This window comes from Microbacterium sp. GXF0217 (assembly GCF_054798195.1).
In genome coordinates this window covers 550,821-569,462 of record NZ_JBSJZG010000002.1, presented here as the reverse complement: position 1 = coordinate 569,462, position 18,642 = coordinate 550,821, and the positions used below count along the sequence as shown (strand labels likewise).

The 18,642-nt window shown below is 69.7% G+C and carries 23 protein-coding genes; 14 read left to right on the top strand and 9 right to left on the bottom strand.

Going from position 1 to position 18,642, the window contains the following annotated elements; all coding sequences use genetic code 11:
- The first annotated feature begins 83 nt into the window (after nucleotides 1-83).
- From ACWAT3_RS05960 to ACWAT3_RS05950, 3 genes are all read left to right on the top strand, one after another.
- Entirely contained in the window at nucleotides 84-491 is a 408-nt protein-coding gene (locus tag ACWAT3_RS05960) for a transferase (RefSeq protein ID WP_460796683.1), read from the top strand.
- A 250-nt stretch (nucleotides 492-741) separates the two neighbouring features.
- Nucleotides 742-1,602 carry a LysR substrate-binding domain-containing protein gene (locus tag ACWAT3_RS05955; RefSeq protein WP_460796681.1) on the top strand — a complete coding sequence of 287 codons (861 nt, stop codon included), beginning with the start codon at nucleotides 742-744 and terminating at the stop codon, nucleotides 1,600-1,602.
- 59 nt (nucleotides 1,603-1,661) lie between these two features.
- Nucleotides 1,662-2,378, top strand: coding sequence for a glutamine amidotransferase-related protein (locus tag ACWAT3_RS05950; RefSeq protein WP_460796679.1), 717 nt, complete (start codon nucleotides 1,662-1,664; stop codon nucleotides 2,376-2,378).
- A gap of 2 nt (nucleotides 2,379-2,380) precedes the next feature.
- On the opposite strand, the gene ACWAT3_RS05945 is transcribed toward ACWAT3_RS05950, so the two are convergent.
- Together ACWAT3_RS05945 and ACWAT3_RS05940 are read right to left on the bottom strand one after the other, a co-directional pair.
- Complete coding sequence (locus ACWAT3_RS05945; protein WP_460796678.1) at nucleotides 2,381-2,833, bottom strand: glutaminase; 453 nt, start codon at nucleotides 2,831-2,833, stop codon at nucleotides 2,381-2,383.
- Nucleotides 2,833-4,041 (bottom strand): cation:proton antiporter, encoded by a 1,209-nt coding sequence (locus ACWAT3_RS05940; protein ID WP_460796676.1) that lies wholly within the window; start codon nucleotides 4,039-4,041, stop codon nucleotides 2,833-2,835. Before ACWAT3_RS05940 ends, ACWAT3_RS05945 begins: the two co-directional genes overlap by 1 nt.
- A 120-nt stretch (nucleotides 4,042-4,161) precedes the next feature.
- Between ACWAT3_RS05940 and purU the strand changes: the two genes are divergently transcribed.
- Nucleotides 4,162-5,013, top strand: coding sequence for a formyltetrahydrofolate deformylase (gene purU, locus ACWAT3_RS05935; protein ID WP_460796674.1), 852 nt, complete (start codon nucleotides 4,162-4,164; stop codon nucleotides 5,011-5,013).
- Between the two features lie 95 nt (nucleotides 5,014-5,108).
- Here purU and ACWAT3_RS05930 read toward each other — a convergent pair whose 3' ends face one another.
- Nucleotides 5,109-6,152, bottom strand: a complete 1,044-nt coding sequence (locus ACWAT3_RS05930) for an NAD(P)H-dependent flavin oxidoreductase (protein ID WP_460796673.1) — start codon at nucleotides 6,150-6,152, stop codon at nucleotides 5,109-5,111.
- Nucleotides 6,153-6,271: 119 nt separating this feature from the next.
- On the opposite strand from ACWAT3_RS05930, the gene ACWAT3_RS05925 reads away from it, so the two are divergent.
- The 5 genes from ACWAT3_RS05925 (at nucleotide 6,272) to ACWAT3_RS05905 (ending at nucleotide 9,577) form a co-directional block, all read left to right on the top strand.
- Nucleotides 6,272-6,880: an FHA domain-containing protein gene (locus ACWAT3_RS05925; protein WP_460796671.1), complete on the top strand. Its 609-nt coding sequence runs from the start codon at nucleotides 6,272-6,274 to the stop codon at nucleotides 6,878-6,880.
- A gap of 42 nt (nucleotides 6,881-6,922) precedes the next feature.
- On the top strand, nucleotides 6,923-7,195 hold the full coding sequence (locus ACWAT3_RS05920; protein WP_460796670.1) for a DUF6412 domain-containing protein: 273 nt from the start codon (nucleotides 6,923-6,925) through the stop codon (nucleotides 7,193-7,195).
- 61 nt (nucleotides 7,196-7,256) lie between these two features.
- The gene (locus ACWAT3_RS05915) at nucleotides 7,257-7,997 is read left to right on the top strand and encodes a YidC/Oxa1 family membrane protein insertase (protein ID WP_460796669.1); all 741 of its coding nucleotides are present in this window, start codon (nucleotides 7,257-7,259) and stop codon (nucleotides 7,995-7,997) included.
- A gap of 69 nt (nucleotides 7,998-8,066) precedes the next feature.
- Nucleotides 8,067-8,573, top strand: coding sequence for a type 2 periplasmic-binding domain-containing protein (locus tag ACWAT3_RS05910; protein ID WP_460796668.1), 507 nt, complete (start codon nucleotides 8,067-8,069; stop codon nucleotides 8,571-8,573).
- Nucleotides 8,570-9,577 carry a cation transporter gene (locus ACWAT3_RS05905; RefSeq protein WP_460796667.1) on the top strand — a complete coding sequence of 336 codons (1,008 nt, stop codon included), beginning with the start codon at nucleotides 8,570-8,572 and terminating at the stop codon, nucleotides 9,575-9,577. Before ACWAT3_RS05910 ends, ACWAT3_RS05905 begins: the two co-directional genes overlap by 4 nt.
- Nucleotides 9,578-9,591: 14 nt before the next feature.
- Here ACWAT3_RS05905 and ACWAT3_RS05900 read toward each other — a convergent pair whose 3' ends face one another.
- The 3 genes from ACWAT3_RS05900 to ACWAT3_RS05890 all read right to left on the bottom strand — a co-directional run bounded on the left by ACWAT3_RS05900 (nucleotide 9,592) and on the right by ACWAT3_RS05890 (nucleotide 11,594).
- The gene (locus tag ACWAT3_RS05900; RefSeq protein ID WP_460796666.1) at nucleotides 9,592-9,906 is read right to left on the bottom strand and encodes a hypothetical protein; all 315 of its coding nucleotides are present in this window, start codon (nucleotides 9,904-9,906) and stop codon (nucleotides 9,592-9,594) included.
- Nucleotides 9,903-10,790, bottom strand: coding sequence for an SDR family oxidoreductase (locus ACWAT3_RS05895; RefSeq protein ID WP_460796665.1), 888 nt, complete (start codon nucleotides 10,788-10,790; stop codon nucleotides 9,903-9,905). The genes ACWAT3_RS05900 and ACWAT3_RS05895 overlap by 4 nt, the downstream gene beginning before the upstream one ends.
- Before the next feature lie 348 nt (nucleotides 10,791-11,138).
- Complete coding sequence (locus tag ACWAT3_RS05890; protein WP_460796664.1) at nucleotides 11,139-11,594, bottom strand: SRPBCC family protein; 456 nt, start codon at nucleotides 11,592-11,594, stop codon at nucleotides 11,139-11,141.
- Between the two features lie 189 nt (nucleotides 11,595-11,783).
- Between ACWAT3_RS05890 and ACWAT3_RS05885 the strand changes: the two genes are divergently transcribed.
- Nucleotides 11,784-12,779: a 1-phosphofructokinase family hexose kinase gene (locus ACWAT3_RS05885; RefSeq protein ID WP_460796663.1), complete on the top strand. Its 996-nt coding sequence runs from the start codon at nucleotides 11,784-11,786 to the stop codon at nucleotides 12,777-12,779.
- Nucleotides 12,776-13,591: a 5'/3'-nucleotidase SurE gene (gene surE, locus ACWAT3_RS05880; RefSeq protein ID WP_460796662.1), complete on the top strand. Its 816-nt coding sequence runs from the start codon at nucleotides 12,776-12,778 to the stop codon at nucleotides 13,589-13,591. The genes ACWAT3_RS05885 and surE overlap by 4 nt, the downstream gene beginning before the upstream one ends.
- On the opposite strand, the gene ACWAT3_RS05875 is transcribed toward surE, so the two are convergent.
- Nucleotides 13,528-13,863, bottom strand: coding sequence for a DUF7882 family protein (locus ACWAT3_RS05875; protein ID WP_460796661.1), 336 nt, complete (start codon nucleotides 13,861-13,863; stop codon nucleotides 13,528-13,530). The genes surE and ACWAT3_RS05875 overlap by 64 nt on opposite strands.
- Before the next feature lie 199 nt (nucleotides 13,864-14,062).
- Between ACWAT3_RS05875 and ACWAT3_RS05870 the strand changes: the two genes are divergently transcribed.
- Nucleotides 14,063-14,476: a CBS domain-containing protein gene (locus tag ACWAT3_RS05870; RefSeq protein ID WP_460796660.1), complete on the top strand. Its 414-nt coding sequence runs from the start codon at nucleotides 14,063-14,065 to the stop codon at nucleotides 14,474-14,476.
- 31 nt (nucleotides 14,477-14,507) lie between these two features.
- Nucleotides 14,508-14,780, top strand: a complete 273-nt coding sequence (locus ACWAT3_RS05865; RefSeq protein WP_460796659.1) for a DUF7218 family protein — start codon at nucleotides 14,508-14,510, stop codon at nucleotides 14,778-14,780.
- 35 nt (nucleotides 14,781-14,815) lie between these two features.
- On the opposite strand, the gene ACWAT3_RS05860 is transcribed toward ACWAT3_RS05865, so the two are convergent.
- The gene (locus ACWAT3_RS05860) at nucleotides 14,816-15,892 is read right to left on the bottom strand and encodes an alcohol dehydrogenase catalytic domain-containing protein (protein ID WP_460796658.1); all 1,077 of its coding nucleotides are present in this window, start codon (nucleotides 15,890-15,892) and stop codon (nucleotides 14,816-14,818) included.
- A gap of 485 nt (nucleotides 15,893-16,377) precedes the next feature.
- Nucleotides 16,378-17,559: a sensor histidine kinase gene (locus ACWAT3_RS05855; RefSeq protein WP_460796657.1), complete on the bottom strand. Its 1,182-nt coding sequence runs from the start codon at nucleotides 17,557-17,559 to the stop codon at nucleotides 16,378-16,380.
- Nucleotides 17,560-17,786: 227 nt separating this feature from the next.
- Here ACWAT3_RS05855 and ACWAT3_RS05850 point away from each other — a divergent pair, with 227 nt between their 5' ends.
- Nucleotides 17,787-18,443, top strand: a complete 657-nt coding sequence (locus ACWAT3_RS05850; protein WP_460796656.1) for a response regulator — start codon at nucleotides 17,787-17,789, stop codon at nucleotides 18,441-18,443.
- Nucleotides 18,444-18,642: the final 199 nt, after the last annotated feature.

The window sequence follows — 18,642 nt, the reverse complement described above, 5'->3', positions numbered from 1 at the left end:
GGATCGAACATCCCGATCCGGGAATGAATTCGCGGGTCCTCTGGTTGTGTCTATATCCGGGAGTCTCCGGACTGGGAGGAAAAGTGGGCAAGAACTACATCGATATCGAGGACGACCAGGGCGCGACGCTGCGGTATCGCAAGCACGCCAACGGCCGCGGACTCGTCGCGCACGGCGCGAAGGTGCACCCGATGGCGATCATCGAGGCCGGCGCCTATATCGAGCCGGGTGCGCACATCGCCGCAGGCGCGAAGATCGCTCGCGGCGCCTGGGTGGAGCCGGATGCCGTGATCGGCGAGAACGCGTCGATCGACGCGCACGCGCACATCGGCCAGGGTGCCGCCGTCGGCGCGGGGGCGCACATCGGCGTCCGCACCGAGGTCGGAGCCGGCGCGCGCATCGTCCGCGGGTCGCGCATCGGCGACGACGAGATCGTCGCCGCCGGTCTCACGATCGCCACCGACCGCAAGGGGCTCTGGCTGGCGGCCTGACCCAGCGGCATCCCACCGTCGGCGCGGTCTTTTCGCGAATCGCGGCGAGACGCATGTCGGCGCGCGCCGACGTTCTTTCGCCGCGTCCTCCTCCCGCAAGCCGCGAGACGTGCTTTGCGCGGTGACACTCCGCCTGCGCAACGACGCCTCACCCCGCGAAGTACTCACCCGCAATGGCGCAGGCCTCATCCCGAGCAACGCACGTCGCACCCGCGGATGAAGCCGCGCCCGGGCGAGTAGCCTGAACGACGTGGCGAAAAGCGGAGGCGGAGCACGGAGCGGGCGCGCGGGCGGCGGACGACGGCCCGCCAGCAAGGGCACGCCCGTCCGGACCGGAAAGGGCGGCCGACCCCAGCGACCCGCCGCATCGCAGTCCGGCAAAGCGGGGAAGGCTCAGGGCGCCAAGGCCCAGCCGATCAAGGCCAAGCCGACCAAGCAGCCGGGCGTTCCCGCCCCCTCTCGCGGCGCGAACGCTCACCCCACCGACTCTCCGCCGTCCGCGCAGCACGACGCCCCGGCATCCGCACCGCGCAGCTTCCGTCTCGGAGCGATCCCCGGCGCGACCCCCGGCAAGTGGATCGACACGTGGAAGCGACGGATGCCGCACATCCCCCTCGAACTCGTTCCGCTCCTTGTCGCCGAGCAGCACGCGGCCCTCGGCGATCTGGATGCAGCCCTGGTCCGCCTTCCGCTCGAGGATGCCGCGCTCCACGTCATCCCCCTCTACGACGAGGTCGCGGTCGTCGTGGCCGCCGCCGAATCGCACCTCCTCGCGGCAGAAGAACTCGACGCCGCCGACCTGGCGGGCGAAGTGCTGCTCACCTCGCGCGAGGACGTGCTCGAACTGGATCTTCCGGGGACCACGGCATCCGCGTACGGCGCCGTCCCGACGACCGCCGACCTCATCGCGACGGTCGCGACCGGTGTCGGCATCGCCGTCGTCCCGATGTCGCTGGCACGCCTGCACCGCCGCAATGACGTCGAGTACCGCGTGCTGCGCGATGGACCGCAGTCGACCGTCGCGTTCGCCTGGCCCCGCGAGCGCACGACCGAGGAAGTCGACGCCTTCGTCGGGATCATCCGCGGCCGCACCGCGAACTCCTCGCGCTGACGCGTCACCGTCCGTCATCCGCGTCGTCCGCGCGGTCCGCGACTGGCTAGAATCGCCGAATGGCCTCGCTTCTCTACATCAGCGTGCGCCCTGAGCTGGCCGCGGCGGATGCCGAGCACGCATCCTTCCGTCGCGGACTCGGTGTCGACGATCTCGACCGGCTCGACCTGCTGTACTCGCCGCTGGATGCTGCGACGCTCGACGCGCACCAGGGCATCGTCATCGGCGGCTCCCCGCTGAACGTCACCGAGCCTGCGCCGACCGCGTTGCAGCGCCGCGTGGAATCCGACCTCGAGCGCATCGCCGCCGCCGCGATCGATGGAGGAGCAGCCGCGCTGTTCACCTGCTATGGCATCGGCGTCGTGACGCGGATGCTGGGAGGCACGGTGACGCTCGATCACCCCGAGTCCACCGCGGCCGTGCGCATCCGCGCGACCGGGGCCGCCGCCCACGATCCCCTCTTCGGCCCGAGTGGACCAGAGCTCACGGTGTTCACCGCCCATAAGGAGTCCGCGGCCGTGACGCCGCCGACGGCCGAACTGCTCGCGACCGGCGACGCCTGCCCCGTGCAGGCCTATCGCGTGGGCACGCACCTGTACGCCACGCAGTTCCATCCGGAGCCGAGCCCCGCGGACTTCGCCGAGCGCATGACGTTCTACCGCACCAAGGGGTACTTCGACGCGAATGCCTTCGACGCCGTGCAGCAGCGCGTGCTGGCCTCCACGGTCACCGAGGGCGAGGCCCTGCTGTCCCGCTTCGCCTCGACGTTCGCCTGACGTCAGGCCAGCAGCGCGATCCGCTCGCGCAGGTATGCCTCCAGCGGCATGTACCCGCCGGCGCTCGACCACCGCACCTGCGGAATGCCGTCGATCATCGCCAGCGGACCGGACGAGCCGCCGGCATCCACCGCATCCACATCGATCACGCTCCAGCCGACGTGCGCGACCTCGCCCTCGGCGAAGCCGCCGCGCAGAGCCCACTCCCGTCGCACGGCGCGCTCACGCGCCGATTCGGCTGGGTAGCCGCGCCGTCCGGCATCCGCGGCGCGCAGCACCTCGGCCGTCGCCAGCACGGCATCATCCGTGAGCAGCAGAACGCCGACGTGCCAGGCCTCGCCGATGCGGAGGATGCGATCGCCGCGGAAGCGCGAGTGCTTCTCCTCGCCCAGCCCCTCCTTGGCCACGCCGGCGAGCTGCCGGCGGGCGGAATCCAGGAGAGCGGAAGCCTGCATCACAGCTCGCTGACCGGCTTGTCCCTGCCCGCCTCCGCGAGCTTCGCGCTGTCGCCGCGCAGCGACATCGCGATCAGCGGATAAAGCAGCACCGACAGCATGCCTGCTCCGACGAGCGCCGCGGCGATGCCCGAATCGAGCATGCCCTCCTCCACGCCGATCGCGGTCACCGCGACGATGATCGGAAGTCCCGTGGCGGACATCAGCGCCAGCGCCGACCGCTCGCGTACGCTCGACCCCGGCTCCGCCGAGAACTGTGCGGCCGCACCGCGGAACAGCAGCAGCGCGATCAGGAACACCGGCACCAGAGCCAGAGCCTCCGGCGACGCCAGCAGCGCATCCAAGTCGTAGGTGAGGCCGGTGTAGATGAAGAAGATCGGCACGAGGAAGCCGAAGGCGATCGCCTCGATCTTGCTCTCGATCTCCTCGGCATCCTCGTGTGGTGCGCGGGCCATGATGATGCGCCACACGGCACCGGCGACGAACGCACCGAGCAGCATGTCGAGGTCGAGCACGACGCTCAGGGCGACGAGCGATGCGATGAGCAGCAGCACGAACCGGATGCCGAACTGATCCGAGGTGTGCAGCGTCGCCCGCAGGAATGCGTGCAGGCGTCCGTGCGGCGTCCGCTGCGCGAACAGCACGACGGCTCCGGCGAGCACCACGAACGTCAGCAGCACCGCGGTGGCGACCCACGTGGTGCGGGTGCTGAGGAAGATCGAGATGGCGATCAGCGGAAGGAACTCGCCGACGGCGCCGATCGCGGTCACCGTGCGGCCGAACGGCGTCCCGAGCTCGCCGGCGTCGCGCAGAATCGGCATCAGCGTTCCGAGCGCGGTCGAACTCAGGGCGATGCCGACCACGACCATCCCCTCACCGGGGGCGAAGAAGAAGCCCAGGCCGATTCCGAGGGCGACGCTCAGGAGCCAGCCCAGCGATGCGCGCACGAGCGGCTTGCCCGCGAGCTTGCGGAAGTCGATCTCCGACCCGGCGATGAAGAAGAGCAGAGCCAGCCCGAACTCGCTGAGCTTCTCCAACAGCTCGCTGGTCTCGACCCAGCCCAGCAGCGACGGACCGATCAGGATGCCGAGCACGAGCTCGAACACGATGACGGGAACGCGCAGCACCGGTCGCACACCCTTGGCGAGCAAGGGTGCGAGCACGGCCATCAAGGGGACGAGGACGAGTCCTGCTTCACTCGGGTTCACGCCTGTCAGAGTATCGGCCCCGACACCGCCGAGCGGGCCGAATGCTCGCGAGCACGACCGCGATTCGTCACCACCGGCGCACACGGGGCAGAATCGACGCAGACCCTGCAAGGAGCACCCATGTCCCAGCCCGATACCGCCCGTCTGCTCATCGCGTGCGACGACCAGCCCGGAATCGTCGCCGCCGTCGCCGGCGTGCTGGCCGAGCACGGCGCGAACATCATCTCGCTGGATCAGCACTCCACGGATTCCGAGGGCGGGCGCTTCTTCCAGCGCACCGTCATCCACCTGCCTGGCCTCTCGGCCGCGCGCCCCGCGCTGGAGGCCTCCATCCAGCAGGTCGCCGACCGCTTCAGCATGGAATGGTCGCTGCACGACGTCTCGCGCCGCAAGCGCGTCGCGATCTTCGTGTCGAAGTACGATCACTGCCTCATGGAGCTGCTGTGGCGCGCGCAGCGCGGCCAGCTCGATGTCGACATCACCATGGTCATCTCCAACCACCCCGACCTCGCCGAGTCGGTGCGCGGCTTCGGCGTCCCGTTCGTGCACATCCCGTCCGGGGACAAGCAGTCCATGGAGCAGCGCCAGCTCGAACTGCTCCAGGGCAACGTCGACCTCGTCGTCCTGGCGCGCTACATGCAGATTCTCACCGACTCGTTCATCGAACGCCTCGGCGTGCCGGTGATCAACATCCACCACTCCTTCCTGCCCGCGTTCATAGGCGCGAACCCGTACGCCAGAGCGAAGGAGCGCGGTGTGAAGCTCATCGGCGCGACAGCGCACTACGCCACCGCGGATCTCGACGAGGGCCCCATCATCGAGCAGGACGTCACCCGTGTGACGCACTCCGAGTCCGCCGCCGAGCTGCAGAGCCGCGGCGCTGACGTCGAACGCCTCGTCCTCGCCCGCGCCGTGCAGTGGCACGCGGAAGACCGCGTGATCGTGCACGGCCGGTCGACCGTCATCCTCTAATTCGCGGCGGCATCGCCGTCCCGAGAACAGGACTCTCTCCCGAGATCAGGACGGTCCCGCAGAAACCGTCCTGATCCGGGGCGATCCTCCGGATCTCAGCGAACGGGCACCCCGGCCACGAGCTCATCGAACAGGGCGGATGCCGTGTCCCACCGCGCCAGCGGCGCCGACTGTCCGAGCCAGAGCGACTGCAGTTCGCCGAGATTCTGCCCACCCGCCGCGGTGCGGAACCGTCCGGTGAGCCAGTTCTGCATCGGGAACGGCGCGACGGTGCCGCTCGCCTCGATCGCGCGCACCGCGCGGTTCCTGGCGCCACGGGCCAGCCGACCGCTCATGGCGCGCGTGAGCACGCTGGCGTCCGCCGACGTGCTGCGGATCGCCGCACGGTGAGCCTCGTTCGCCGCGGACTCCGCTGTCGCCAGGAAAGCCGTCCCGACCTGCGCCGCCGAGGCTCCCAGGGCGAAGGCAGCGGCCACTCCGCGTCGATCCGCGATTCCGCCGGCGGCGATGACCGGGATGCCTACGGCATCCACCACCTGCGGAACAAGAGCGAACGTGCCGACCAGCGACTCCTCCGGCTCCCGCAGGAACGACACGCGGTGCCCCGCCGCCTCCATGCCCGTCGCGACGACCGCATCCACTCCGCCCGCCTCGAGCGCGAGCGCCTCGGCCACGGTCGTAGCCGTCCCGACCACGCGGATGCCGCGGCGGCGCGCCTCGGCGATCACGTCCTCTGATGGAACGCCGTAGACGACGCTGAGGACGGCAGGGGCCGCCTCCCAGATCGCGTCGAGCTGCTCCTCGAGCGACGGCAGGTAGCGCTCGGGGCGTGCCGGAACATCGACCCCGACCGCCTCGTAGAAGGGCTCGAGCGCCTGGGCGAACACGGCGTGCTGCGGACCGGGCTCGACCTCGTCGCCGAGCGGCAGCCAGACGTTGAAGGCGAACGGATGCGGCGTTGCTGCACGCAGATCGGCGGCGGTCCTCCGGATCCGATCGCCGTCGTATCCGTACAGCCCGTAGGACCCCAGCCCGCCGGCTTCGCAGATGGCGGCGGTCAGGTCGATGGACGACAGCCCGCCGAACGCACCGAGCACGATCGGATGCCGGATGCCGAGAAGCTCTGCGAGATCAGTCATGACTCGAGGCTACGCCCGCGCACCGCATCCGTTCGTCGAGGCTGTCAACCCCCTCTCGCCCGGCGACGGCGTCCGCCTACCGTCTGATCAGGAGATCACCCGCCGACCTGGAGGTCACCATGAGCACGGAACCGCAGACACCGACCACCACGCATGACGCCTGGGGTGCGGGCGACCCGCACCTGCGCATCACCCGCGACGACGACCGCCTCGTCTATCACCTGCGCGACGACGTGGTGCAGATCGGATCGGCGGCGGGGAGCGACCTCGTCCTGGCCGGAGCAGACCCCGTGCACGCGACGATCACGCACGACGAACGCGATGAGTACGTGCTGACGCTGCATGGCGAAGGCGAGACGAGCGCGGCATCCCAGGATGTCTCCGGCGAGCGCACCCAGATCCTGCGCACCGGGGCGAGCTTCACGATCGGCGAGTGGGAGCTCGTGTTCGGACGCGAGGAGTCCGCGGACCACGGCCGCCCCTACGGCGGTCGTCAGGGCGGCGAGTACTCCGATCAGCCGCTCCAGCCGCCGCGCCCCGACTACCGAGCCGACGACGCCGCCCACCCGGATGCCTCAGACGAGGATCCGTCCGCGGCCAATGCCTCGGGGCAGGGCGGATCGGCGGAGCGAGCCGAGCGGTCGTCCACGACGGCCCGGCTCGCCGGGGACAAGCAGGGAGCCACCGCACCGGATGAGGACGGCGCGTCCGACGAACCCTGGAGCTGATCGCCGGGCAGACCCCCACCGAGGTGGAGTACCCTCGATGCCATGACGGCGATGATCGAGCAGGTGATGGCCTTCGTGCTGTCCGCGCTCGGGCTCGTCGCGATGCCGGACATGACCGCCCTCGGCCTTGCCGTCGCGGTCCTCGCCGTTGCGGCGCTCATCGTGGCCATCGCGATCGGCGCGCCGCCCGTCGGCAAGGATTCGCCCCCGCATCCGCTGCGCGCCATCGATGCGTCGGCTCTGCTGTCGCAGAGCGATCCGGATGCCGCCGGCCACCCTCGTCCGCGAGCGCCGGGAGTCGTGCGCGCCGTGTGATCCGTTCGTTCGCGTCGGGACACGGCATCCGCCGACCCTCCCGACTCATCGAACGGACCCCATGGACATCTTCGCCTTCCCTCCCCTCGCCGCGCTCCTCGACGCCGCCTACGGCGCACTCGCCGGCCTCGCCACGCTCTTCGACCCCATCGCCGGTGCCTCGGCGGCCGCTCTCGCGGTCGTCGTCGTCACCCTGATCGTCCGGGCCCTGCTCATCCCCGTCGGCGTCTCCCAGGCCAGGGCCGAGCAGACCAGAGCCCGACTCGTCCCACGACTGCGCGCGCTCCAGAAGCGCCACAAGAAGAACCCTGAGCGGCTGCAGCGCGAGACGCTGCAGCTGTACCGCGACGAGAACACGTCGCCGTTCGCCGGGCTCCTCCCCGTGCTGCTGCAGGCGCCGGTCGTCGGTCTCCTGTACACCCTGTTCCTGCGCGCCGAGATCGCCGGCCACCCGAACGACCTGCTCGCGCACGACCTGTTCGGGGCTCCGTTGGGCACGAGCCTGGTGCACATGCTGACGGCAGGGCCTTTCTCGTTGCCGACGCTCGCGGTCTTCGGCGGACTCATGGCGATCATGGCAGTCGCCGCGGAGATCACCCGGCGCGTGTTCCGGCCCACGCCCGTCGACGACTCTCCGTTGTCGTCCCCCGGGTTGCTGCGGATGATGAGCGCCCTGCACTACGCGACCGTGGTGTTCGCCGTGTTCGTCCCGCTGGCGGCGGCCCTGTATCTGACGGTCACGGTCGTCTGGACGCTCGTGCAGCGGGTCATCCTGCGTCGACGGTATCCGCTGCCGGTCTGAGCGCTAGCCAGAGCGGATGCCGTGGTCAACCCTGTTGAGCACAGCATCCCCCGCGCGGACGCTGTGGGCATGCGCGCCCGCACCGATCGACCCGCCCGCTTCCGACGCGCATCGGCCGTCGCGATCGGCGGCGCGCTGGCCCTGATCCTGACCGGATGCCTCGGCACGGTGCCCGTCGACCCGGACGGCACTCTGGATTCCGCGACCGATGGGACGCTCCGGGTTGGACTGAGCGCGGAACCGGGCGTCGCCGAAATCGAGGTCGGACGAGACGGCCCGCCCACGGGTCCACTGATCGAGCTCATGAACGACTACGCCGAATCCATCGATGCGCACATCGCGTGGACCCTCGCGGGCGAGGAGACCCTCGTGGCGCTGCTCGAACAGGGCGACATCGACATCGCCATCGGCGGCTTCAGCGACGAGACTCCCTGGACGGAGCGCGTCGGCGCGACGCGCGGCTACTCCGACCTCCCTGGACTCGACGGCCGCACGGTCGTCTGGCTCGTCCCGGCCGGGGAGAACGCCCTGCTGTCCGACATCGAGCTCTTCCTCGATTCCGAGGCCGGATCATGACGCGCAAGAACCTGCGCCGGTTCGGCCGGACGGACCTGCCGCCCGAGCAGTATCGCGCCCTGCGGTCCGCCATCCGCTGGGAGTGGTTCACGATCGCCTACACGAGCGTGACGATCGTCCTCGTCGCGTTCGTGGTGGGCGGTTCGCAGTCCATGCGCACCGCGTGGATCGAGGACATGCTGTCGCTGTTGCCCCAGATCGCCTTCCTGGTCGCCCTGCTGCTGGTCCGACGCCGTCCCACCGTCGACCACCCGTACGGTCGCCATCGCGCGATGGGCGTCGGCCACGTCGTTGCCGGTGTCGCGCTCGCGACGGTCGGGCTGAACCTCGCCTTCGAGGCCGTCGTCGGACTGGTCACGCAGGATCATCCCACGATCGGCACCGTGCAGCTGTTCGGGCAGACGATCTGGCTGGGCTGGTTCATGGTGGGCGTGATGTGCGTGATCGTGATCGGTCCGGTGTTCTTCTACGGGCCGGCGAAAGCTCGGCTGGCCCCGCTGCTGCACAACAAGCTCCTGCACGCGGATGCCGATATGGCCAAGGCCGACTGGCACACGAACGCGGCCTCGATCGTCGGCGTGCTGGGCATCGGCATGGGCATCTGGTGGCTGGATGGCCTGGCAGCCCTGTTCATCTCCGTCGGCATCGTGCGCGACGGGGTGCGCAACACGCGCTCCGCCGTACTCGATCTCATGGATCAGCGCGCCAGGACCTATGACGACGAGTCACCGCATCCCCTGGCGACCGACGTCGTGGGGTACCTTCGTGCGCTCCCGTGGGTCGCGGACGCGGCCATCCGGATGCGGGATGAAGGACAGGTGTTCCACATCGAGGCCTTCGTCCGCCCGCGCCGCGTACGGGTCTCGATGCGGAAGCTGCGTCGCGCGTCCGAGGGCATCGCGTCCCTGGATTGGAAGGTCCAGGACGTCGTCGTCATCCCCGTCGAGCAGCTGCCGGACGAGGCCGACCGCGGGGCGGATGCTTCAGCGAGCGATGCCCGCTGAAGCATCCGCGGCGCTTACTTGTCCGGCGGGAAGTGCGGGATCTGGGACGGCCGCGTCGAGCGGTCCTCCGCAGCCGCGGCGACAGCGGCATCCAGATCGTTGAGCAGCTCGTTCAGATCCCGGTAGCGCGAGCGATGCGGACACGGGCTGCGCAACCACAGCACCTCGATCGCACCGAGCTCGCTCTTCTCGGCGTAGGCGACGAGACGCGCCGCATCGGCGTGCCCACGAGTGGCGTCGCAGATGCGCCATCCGGCGCGACCCAGGGGAACGATCTCCCAGGACGGGGTCGCCGCTGACGGAGGGCCGGTGGGGGCCACGATGCTCACAATGCCTTCCCCCCGGTCACCGCGAGAACTGCGCCCGAGGTGTAGGAGGATTCGGTCGACGCGAGATACACGTAGGCGCCAGCGAGTTCGGCCGGCTGCCCGGCTCGGCCGAGCGGAGTGTCGGCGCCGAAGTTGGAGACCTTCTCCTCGTCCCAGCCCGTCGATGGGATCAGCGGGGTCCAGATCGGTCCCGGAGCCACGGCGTTGACGCGGATGCCGCGGGGACCGGCCTCCTGCGCGAGGGCCTTCACGAAGGCGACCTGCGCCGCTTTGGTCATCGCGTAGTCGATGAGCCCTGGCGATGGCTCGGCCGCCTGGATCGACGCGGTCACGATGATGGATGCGCCCGCCTCCATGGAGGGGAACGCGGCGCGCGCCGAGTACAGGAGGCCTGCGAGGTTCGTGTCGAACACGCGGCGCATGTCCTCGCTGGAGAGGTTCACGAAGCCGCCGACATCGTGCTGGTAGGCGGCGTTGAGCACGAGCACGTCGAGGCCGCCCAGTGCGCGACGGGCTTCGATCACGGCATCCGTGGCGAACTTCTCCTCGCGGACATCGCCGGCGAGGCTCAGCCCCTTGCGTCCCGCGTCGCGGACGAGGCTCAGGGTGTCGTCTGCATCCTTCTGCTCCTCGGGCATGTGCACGATCGCGACGTCGGCGCCCTCCCGGGCGAAGGCGATGGCGACCGCGCGGCCGATGCCCGAGTCACCGCCCGTGATGAGGGCACGGCGTCCCGCCAGCCGACCGTGCCCGACGTAGCTCTGCTCGCCGTGATCGGGGGTGGGCCGAGTCTCGTCCGTCTGTCCCGGCTGCTCGTCCTGCGACTGGGGAGGGAACGGTCCATCGGGGTGCACGTGACGGGGGTCATCGGGTGTGGGGGTCATCATCATCCTCGCTCTGGGGAAACGTCAGGAAGGTCGTTACCGACCCTCTCCCGCCGCCGCCCGGAGAACCAGGGGGTTGACACTGAACGTGCGGTGATCCTCCGCGTGCGTGGGCTCTCGCGCGCGATCTGCCAACGGGGCTGACCACCCGGCGCGGTTGCGTGACGGTGGACTCGGACTGCGACCGGCGCACGTCGAGCCGCAACCCCCACCCGATGAGCAGCTCGACGCGGATCGGGCGTCCGCCGAGGGGGCACCGCGACGACGTCGCGCCGCCCCGCCTATGGAGCCGTCCGCCCCGCCATCCCCGGACCAGCGGCGCCACGGCCCGCGGAACCCCTGACCCGGTCAGAAGGCCAGGTCGGGATCCGTGCCGACGCTGCTTCCGCCGCCGTTTTCCATGATCTCCTTGAAGCGCTTGAGGTCGGATTCCGCCGCGCGCTCGTCGAGGTGCAGCAGCGCCCCAGCCCGCTCGGTGAGCGTCTCCGGCACCCAGCCGATCTCCAACTCGATGCGCGTGCGCTCGGCGTCAATGGGCGTGAACCGCACCACTCCGGTGTGGATCTTCTCGCCGTCGCTCGCCCAGGCGATGCGCTGGTTCGGGAGCGCCTCGGTCACGATGGCGTCGAACTCCCGCTCGACGCCGCCGACGTTGACGACCCAGTGCGTACGGTCCTCGCTCAGCCGTTCGACGCTCTTGACCATCGACATGTAGTGCGGCATGTCCTCCAGCCGCGCCCACTGGTCGTACACCGCGCTCGCGGGCGCCTCGACCTCGATCTCGGCTCTGATCACCTCGGTCATTCCGATCGTCTCCTTCGTGTGCTCTCGTGCTCGGATCCCTCAATCTACGAAGCAGTGCCGTCGGCCGTCCCGGGGTTGACCCGCTCTGCTGCTGCGCGTACCGTGCCATGCCGGGAGACGGGGATAACCCGTCGTCGCTCTCGCGTCAATCCCCTGCGTCAGCCTGCCGCCTGCGCCTAGCGTGTGCGGATGAGCGATGTCACGGTCTTCGCACCGTCCCCGACTCTGACCGTCACGGTCGAGGATCACCCGCAGGGTTCCGAGATCCATGTCCACGCCGGAGGGCAGGGCGTCTGGCAGGCCAGGATGCTGCGGCGGCTGGGGTGCGAGGCGACGATGTGCTGCGTTCTCACGGGCGAGATCGGCAGCATCCTCGGTCATCTGCTCGAGGACGAAGGCCTCAGAGTCGTGGCGGTGGAACGCGCGGGCCGGGGTTCTGCCTACGTCCACGACCGCCGCGACGGCAAGCGGGTCGAGATCGCCGAGGAGCAGGGCGACCCGCTGGGCCGGCACGAGCTCGACGACCTCTACACGCGGATGCTGGATGCCGCGTCGACGTCGCGCATCTCGATCCTCAGCGGACCGGCTGGCGACACGACCGTCCCCGCCGATATGTACCGCCGGCTCGCGGCCGACCTGCGCGACGACGAGCGCCGTGTGGTGGCGGACCTCGCCGGTGAGCGCATGCAGGCGGTCATCGACGGCGGAATCGACATCCTCAAGGTGAGCCACGAGGAGCTTGCCGATGACGGACTCATCGACACGGACTCGACCGGTGACATCCGCTCGGCGATGCGGCGACTGCGCGAACAGGGCGCGCGCGCCGTGATCGTGACGCGATCCTCGGATCCGCTGCTGCTGATGGACGAGCACGGTACCGTCGAGTTCTCCCTGCCGGCGTTCGCCGAGGCCGAGACCCGGGGCGCCGGCGACTCGCTCACCGCTGGCGTGGTGGCCGGTCTCGTCCGCGGTGAGCCGTTGCGGCGCGCCATGTCGCTCGGCGCAGCGGCCGGCGCGCTCAACGTCACGAGGCACGGCCTCGGCACCGGAGACGGTGCCGCCATCCGCGGGCTGCGCGACCGCGTGCGTCAGCGCACGCTCGACGCCGACGAGGCTCCGATCGCCGAAGAGCGCACGAGTCCGGACGGACTCGCGGCCCGAGCGACACCGGAGGAGGACGCATGACCCGCGCGCTCGTCACCAACGACGACGGCATCGATGCCCCTGGGCTGCACGCTCTCGCTGCGGCCGCGGTCGAGGCCGGCTTCGACGTGGTCGTCGCAGCACCGGCCAAGCAGTCCAGCGGATCGAGCGCGTCCATCCTCGCCGAGGAGGCCGACGGACGGATCCGCATCGAGAAGCGCGAACTCGACGGACTCGACGGCGTCGCAGCGCATGCCGTCCACGGCGGTCCTGGCCTGATCGCGCTGATCGCCGCGCGCGGCGCCTTCGGGGATCCGGCGGACCTCGTCCTCTCCGGCGTGAATCACGGCGCGAACGTGGGTCGCGCGATCCTGCACTCCGGCACGGTCGGAGCCGCTCTCACCGGCGGCATCGGCGGCACCTGGGGGATGGCGGTGTCGCTCGACGTCGGCATAGACCCGACGTCGTACCACTGGAGAACCGGAGCGGATGCCGCGCTGCGCCTGGTGCCGCAGCTGATGACCAGGGCGCGTGGGACGGTCGTCAACGTCAACGTGCCGAACGCGCCCGAGATGCGAGGCTTCGTCGAGGCGCCCCTCGCTCCGTTCGGGATCGTCCAGACGACCCTGACCGAGGCGGATGAGCACTACGTGCGCCTCGCCGTGGAGGATCTGCCCCTGCTCCCGGCAGAGAACAGCGATGCTGCCCTGCTCGCGGAGGGCTGGGTGACGGTCACCGGAATCGACCCCGTCAGCAGCTGCGCGTTCCCGCTCCCTGCGGAGTTGATCGATCAGAGAGCTGGGGTCTCCCCCGTGATCGGCTCGCCGCCGTCCGCGGGTTCCGGCACCAGGTAGAGCCCGCCGGGAGAGTTGGCTGTGAAGGCCAGCGCCTCGATCCACGCGCGGTTGATCGCCGGGGAGCGGCTGCCGTAGTACTTGAAGACCAGCGCGCTGGATGCGTGCATCCAGACGGTCGTCCGACCGCCGCCGACGCTCGCGTCCTCGCGCCAGGAGAACGGGAACGGCTCGCCACGGCGCAGCTTCGCGCTCACGACCAGCTGGATGTGCGTGAGTGCGCGGTCCTCGATCTCGACCTTGACGCCGCCCTCGTAGATGAACTTGCCCATGCACCATCCTCTCGTGTGCCGAGCCCGCGAATCGGGTCGGCCGCCTTCTCATCCCCCTGTCGACAGCGTAGCCGTCCGGCAGCCGTTGCCCGTCGCTGTGCGAGCCCGCGAGTCCGCCCCGTTCCGCGGGTGTCAACCCCCCGTCGCACATCCGCCCGCGCTCGTATCGTGTCGCACACGCAAACGAGAGGAAACGATCATGACTCTGGTCAGGGACATCATGACTCCGGGTGCGCGATGCATCGGCGAGAACGACTCGCTGCACATCGCCGCGACGGTGATGGCGGAGCTGGACGTCGGCGCTCTCCCCATCTGCGGGGAGGACAGCAGGCTGAAAGGGATGCTGACCGATCGCGACATCGTCGTCAGAGCGGTCGCGAACGGCATGGACCCCGAGACGACCCGCGCTGGAGTGCTCGCCGCGGGAACACCGGTGACGGTCGCGGCTTCCGATGACGTCTCGGTCGCGCTCGCGCGCATGCAGGAGTACCGGATCAGACGGCTCCCCGTCATCGAGGACCGCCTCCTGGTCGGCATCGTCAGCCAGGCCGACGTCGCACGCGCGATGTCCGCCGAGGCCACTGGAGAGACCGTCGAACGCATCTCGGTGTGACGGCCGGCATCCGAGAAGCGGGAGAACGACCATGCCACGCGATCAGCGATCACGATTGAAGGACCCGGAGCTGTACGAAGAGCTGCGGAAGGACGGCGCGTCCAAGGAGAAGGCAGCCCGCATCTCGAATGCGACCGGCGGAACGAAGAAGGGCCGCTCGGAGGTGGGGCGCCGAGGAGGCGAGTCAGGCGACTACGACGACTGGACCGTCCCCGAGCTGAAGAAGCGCGCGAAGGAGCTCGGCCTGCACGGCTACTCCGGCAAACGAAAGAGCGAACTCATCTCAGCACTGCGCAACCACTGAGCCCAGCTCCGAGACAACCCGCCCCCAGGGGCATCTCAGCGAGGCACGAGGCCGATCCGCAGCGGGGCGCCCGGCTCCGCAGCGGCGGCGAGCGCGGCATCCGCATCCGCGAGCGGGTGGACGGCTCCCACGACGTCCGCGAAGGGATACGCCCTGCCGCGCCCGGCGAGGAACCCGACGGCTGCCAGCAGATCCGGACCCGAGTAGTCGTTCACTCCCGTGATCGTGAGCAGACGGCGCACGACACTCTCGGGATCCAGAGCGACCGGCGGCGCGGGGCGCACGCCGCCCACCAGCACGACGGTACCCCCCACGTCGACCGCTTCGATCGCGTCGGCCACCGCATGACCGGATGCCTCGATCACGACCATCGGCGGCCCCGCCTCGGCGGGCTCAGCCCCGAAGCGTTCGGCGAACCCTCGTCGCTCCGCAGACGGATCGACGACGGTGACGCTCGCGCCGAGGTCCGCCGCGATCGCGGCGGCGGAGAGCCCGACGAGGCCCGTGCCATAAATGCGCACCGGGACTCCGTCCAGATCGCGTCCGGCGCGCGCCACGGCCGCCCAGGCCGTCGCCGTGGCGCAGGATGCCGGAGCCAGCACCGCCGCAGGCAGCGACTCCGGCGCCCGGACGATCGCGGTCCCGCGCCGCAGGTGCACGTGCGAGGCGAACCCGCCGGTGAGCTCCCAGCGCGGCTCGATCCTCTCGTGGCCGTACTTCGCCAGGGACCGGCATCTCTGGGCCAGCCGCGACGTGCAGCGGTCGCACGTGCCGCAGGACACCGTGACCGACCACACCACGCGATCGCCGACGCGCAGAACTCCGCCGTCGACCGTGTGCACTTCTCCGTCGCCGAGCGCGATCACACGGCCGACGCTCTCGTGCCCGAGGACGACGGGCACGGGTGAGGGGCGCTCGCCGCGCACGGTGTGCACGTCCGACCCGCAGATCGTCGACAACTCGACCGCGACCAGCACATCACCGGCCGCCAGCGGGACGCCGGGGACCGCGACCGTCTCCAACGGCATCCCTGCCCCCAGCCAGACGCGCGCCGTGGCTGCCGGCCGCAGCGCGATGTCGCGCAGCTCGGGGTGCGGCAGCAGCGTGCGCACGTCAGCCCCCCAGCGCCGTGGCCGCCGCCCGGCCACGAGCGATCAGGTCCCGCTGCTCGCCGCGCATCCGCGGTCGCGCGACGGATGCGTCGGCGGGCGCAGGAAGAAGGCGGCGCTGCATGAGGAGCTTTCTGACAAAGGAGGGCGGTGATCCGCATGCCACTCTGGCAGTGGCTCACACACGGTAGGCACCGACGCTGCAGAAGTTCACGCTCTGTTCACCGACGCGCGGCCGTTCGGTCAGACACGTCGCGGCAGGCACGTCGCGGTCACAGCGGATCGGGCCGTCGATGCGCCGGTCCGGGCCGACCCGCGTCCGGCATCGGGCGCACGTGCGCCCGGAAACAGAAAGATCGCGAGCGCGGATCCGTTTGGAAGCCCTGACCCTGCGCTCGCGATCACGGCGCTGGGGACGCCGTACTCTGGGGAGATCCCAGGATACGTTTGTGAATTCACCTCCGAACAGTGTCGAAGGTCGAGAGTGTCTACGACTTTTGGACAGAGTCTGCGGGGGCGTCCGGTCGTCGGACGATCGGCAGGCCCGCAACGACGACCCATCGCCCGTTTTCCTCGCCCGCGCGGAATTCTCCACTGCCGCCGAGCACCCGTTCGGCCATGCGCTCAAGTCCTGTTCGACTCGACGAAAGACCAGATCGCGTCGTCTGGGACAGCGGACTGCTGATCGTGAGCGTCGCCGTCTCATCCGTGATGTCGAGATCCATCATCACAGGTCCTACCCCGGCGTACTTGAGGATGTTCGTCGCGGACTCGCGCACGACGCGCGCGAGGATGATCTCGGCCGAGCGAGGGATGCGCTCGTCCCGGACGTCTCCGTCGAGCACGACGGGATGCCCCGCCGCGTCGAGCTCATCGCCGGCCTCGGCGACCGCATCGGCGAGATCGCCGATCTGGACCTCGGAACCGCGCGGTCCGTCCTCGGCGAGGTCGATCACGAACCGGAGGTCGGTCATGGCCTTGCGCGCGGCCACGCGGATCGCCTCCTGCGAGTCGGCGCGCACTTCGGCATCGTCGAGCATCTGGACGTGCAGAGACACGATGGTCAGGTGGTGAGCGATGCTGTCGTGCAGCTCGCCAGCGATCCAGCGCCGTTCGGCGAGCACGGCCTGCCGCTCCTGCTCGGCGCTGGCGGCCAGCTGCTGCTCGAGCCGCTGGCCGCGGGCGAAGGCCATCCGCAGGGCGAAGCCGACGCCGCCGGCGACAGCAGCGGCGATCAGATAGATGCCGACATTGACCGGCACTTCGGTGTCGCCGAACGCGACGATGGCCGTCGCGACGAGGAAGCCGGCCATGTACGACAGGACCAGCGGCGTGCGCCCAAGACGCATAACGAGCGCTGCGGCGACGGCAGCGGTCGTGAGGACCAGGGCCTGAGCGTCCACGAGGAACGACAGCGCGAAGGCGACGCCGAGAGCCGACGTCGCCACGAGAGGTGAGACGACGAAGAGAGCAAGAGTTGCGGTGGCCAGAATGCTGATCACGGAGCGCAGATGATCCGCGTCCGGAGTGGACAGCACGCCGGATACATCGAGAAGGATGATGCCGGCGACGATGGCCAGGAGGAAGATTCGCTCGACGACGGTGAGCTTCTCTCCGCGCCCCAGGCGAAGGGCGTCGGAGGCGCTGCGCGCCGACCGGTCTGAAGCCATAGTTCAGTATGTCCTATCCGCCAGGTACTCTTAGCGGTAAAGGCCGATCCAGCGTCCGAACTGTTCCCAGAAAGTCATCGTCATTCACCCCCGAAGTTGGTCTTTTGTCTAGCGATATCTACATCTTCTCGGCGATCAACTTCGACCACATCTGCCTCAAGACCAGAGTTCTTTAGCCAAAGGTCTAGCTCCGTCTAGACCTTCCCTTCAGCCGTTAGGCTTCCTCCATGCCGGAGATCCGCGTGCTCATCGTCGATGACGACCCCCTCGTGCGCACTGCGCTCGCGCATTTCGTCTCCCGGGACCCCGAGATCGACGTGATCGGTCAGGCCGAGGACGGCAGACAGGCGCTCGTCGCGATCGAGCGCGACCGCCCGGATGTCGTGATGATGGACGTCCAGATGCCCGAGATGAACGGCATCGAAGCGACAGCGGCGATCATCCAGCGCTGGCCGGACATGAAGGTCGTCGCGGTGACGACGCTCGACGGCAGCGACACCGTCCTCCCGATGCTGAGCGCCGGCGCCTCCGGGTACCTGCTCAAGGACTCGAGCGCCGAGAGCATCGTCGCCGGCATCCGCGAAGTGAACGGAGGAGCCAGCTCGCTGTCTCCTCGCGTCGCCTCGATGCTCATCCGCCATGTGCGGGAGGCGTCCTCCGGCGCGCAGGGCGCCGCCGAACTCGAGCCGCTCACCGAGCGCGAGACCGAGGTCCTCGAGCGCCTCGCCGCCGGGATGTCGAACGCCGAGATCGCCGGGGCTCTCATCGTCTCCGAGGGCACCGTCAAGGCGCACCTCGGACGCATCATGGCCAAGTGGCACCTGCGCGATCGCGTGCAGATCATCGTCACCGCCGCCCGAGCCGGGCTGATCGACTTCCGCTGACCGAGGCCGCCCGAGCCGACCGGCGGTTTCACACAGCTCGCCATGATCTTGCGATGAGCATCGCGACCGTGCATCAGCAACTGTCCACGCCTGAGGGCTTCGCCAAGGCCGTCACACCGAAGAGCGCCGTCCACACCCCGCCGGAAGAACGGCGCGACACTGTTCGCCGACTTCCAGTCGCGCGGGTGGGCGGGCCATC

Bases quoted from the DNA above. Each gene is read 5' to 3' on its own strand.
- ACWAT3_RS05950 (WP_460796679.1), top strand. From the start codon at position 1,662: ATGGCCTCGCTTCTCTACATCAGCGTGCGCCCTGAGCTGGCCGCGGCG.
- ACWAT3_RS05945 (WP_460796678.1), bottom strand. From the start codon at position 2,833: ATGCAGGCTTCCGCTCTCCTGGATTCCGCCCGCCGGCAGCTCGCCGGC.
- purU (WP_460796674.1), top strand. From the start codon at position 4,162: ATGTCCCAGCCCGATACCGCCCGTCTGCTCATCGCGTGCGACGACCAG.
- ACWAT3_RS05930 (WP_460796673.1), bottom strand. From the start codon at position 6,152: ATGACTGATCTCGCAGAGCTTCTCGGCATCCGGCATCCGATCGTGCTC.
- ACWAT3_RS05925 (WP_460796671.1), top strand. From the start codon at position 6,272: ATGAGCACGGAACCGCAGACACCGACCACCACGCATGACGCCTGGGGT.
- ACWAT3_RS05920 (WP_460796670.1), top strand. From the start codon at position 6,923: ATGACGGCGATGATCGAGCAGGTGATGGCCTTCGTGCTGTCCGCGCTC.
- ACWAT3_RS05915 (WP_460796669.1), top strand. From the start codon at position 7,257: ATGGACATCTTCGCCTTCCCTCCCCTCGCCGCGCTCCTCGACGCCGCC.
- ACWAT3_RS05910 (WP_460796668.1), top strand. From the start codon at position 8,067: ATGCGCGCCCGCACCGATCGACCCGCCCGCTTCCGACGCGCATCGGCC.
- ACWAT3_RS05905 (WP_460796667.1), top strand. From the start codon at position 8,570: ATGACGCGCAAGAACCTGCGCCGGTTCGGCCGGACGGACCTGCCGCCC.
- ACWAT3_RS05895 (WP_460796665.1), bottom strand. From the start codon at position 10,790: ATGACCCCCACACCCGATGACCCCCGTCACGTGCACCCCGATGGACCG.
- ACWAT3_RS05890 (WP_460796664.1), bottom strand. From the start codon at position 11,594: ATGACCGAGGTGATCAGAGCCGAGATCGAGGTCGAGGCGCCCGCGAGC.
- ACWAT3_RS05885 (WP_460796663.1), top strand. From the start codon at position 11,784: ATGAGCGATGTCACGGTCTTCGCACCGTCCCCGACTCTGACCGTCACG.
- surE (WP_460796662.1), top strand. From the start codon at position 12,776: ATGACCCGCGCGCTCGTCACCAACGACGACGGCATCGATGCCCCTGGG.
- ACWAT3_RS05875 (WP_460796661.1), bottom strand. From the start codon at position 13,863: ATGGGCAAGTTCATCTACGAGGGCGGCGTCAAGGTCGAGATCGAGGAC.
- ACWAT3_RS05870 (WP_460796660.1), top strand. From the start codon at position 14,063: ATGACTCTGGTCAGGGACATCATGACTCCGGGTGCGCGATGCATCGGC.
- ACWAT3_RS05865 (WP_460796659.1), top strand. From the start codon at position 14,508: ATGCCACGCGATCAGCGATCACGATTGAAGGACCCGGAGCTGTACGAA.
- ACWAT3_RS05855 (WP_460796657.1), bottom strand. From the start codon at position 17,559: ATGGCTTCAGACCGGTCGGCGCGCAGCGCCTCCGACGCCCTTCGCCTG.
- ACWAT3_RS05850 (WP_460796656.1), top strand. From the start codon at position 17,787: ATGCCGGAGATCCGCGTGCTCATCGTCGATGACGACCCCCTCGTGCGC.